We start from the raw sequence: 710 nt of genomic DNA, 5'->3' as shown, positions 1-710 counted from the left end.
ACATGAAAGACGGTTCGGCATTCCTGAACGACAATGCACAGCGCATCGTTGACGGCATGATCGGCGACGCCGAACGCCTGCGTATCGTCGTTTCCAGGGGACCATTGGGCGAGCGCCTGATCGATGCCGGCGACAAGACCGTCGGCAGCGTCGAGGCCGGGATGCGCATGGCTGAGGCTGCGATGGGCGGTCTCGGCAGCGTTTCGGTGTTCATGGATCGCGCGTCACAGCAATGGCCGTTCACCGTCGAAGCGCGATCTTCGCAGCCGGTGCTGGCCTGCCTGGGCAGCCAGTATGCGGGCTGGAACCTGTCTGGCCAGGACTATTTTGCGATGGGATCTGGGCCTGCGCGGGCCCTCGCCCGGGTCGAACCGCTGTTCGAAACACTTTCCTATCACGACATCGCATCTTCCGCGGTGCTTATCCTTGAGACGGCCGAACCGCCTCCCCGCGCGACCGTTGAGAAAGTGAGCAAGGCAACTGGACTGGCGACGGAAAAGCTCACCTTCCTCTATGCGCCGACACAAAGCCTTGCCGGCGGCGTGCAGATCGTGGCGCGCGCGCTCGAGGTTGCCCTGCACAAGATCAACGATCTCAAATTCCCGCTGGAAAACGTTGTCGACGGCATCGGAACGGCGCCGATCCCCGCCCCCCATCCGGATTTCCTGACCGCTATGGGCCGAACCAACGATGCCATCATCTATGGCGGC

The 710-nt window shown here is 62.7% G+C and carries 1 protein-coding gene; it reads left to right on the top strand.

The window, feature by feature from the left end; translation table 11 throughout:
- Window positions 1–710, top strand: a 710-nt coding sequence (gene mch, locus ENZ74_RS33480; RefSeq protein ID WP_127313370.1) for a methenyltetrahydromethanopterin cyclohydrolase, incomplete at both ends; no start/stop codon positions are given.

The organism is Mesorhizobium sp. M7A.F.Ca.CA.002.15.2.1 (genome assembly GCF_003998715.1).
Taxonomy (GTDB): Bacteria; Pseudomonadota; Alphaproteobacteria; order Rhizobiales; family Rhizobiaceae; genus Mesorhizobium; species Mesorhizobium ciceri.
This window is presented reverse-complemented; position numbering and strand designations above follow the sequence as displayed.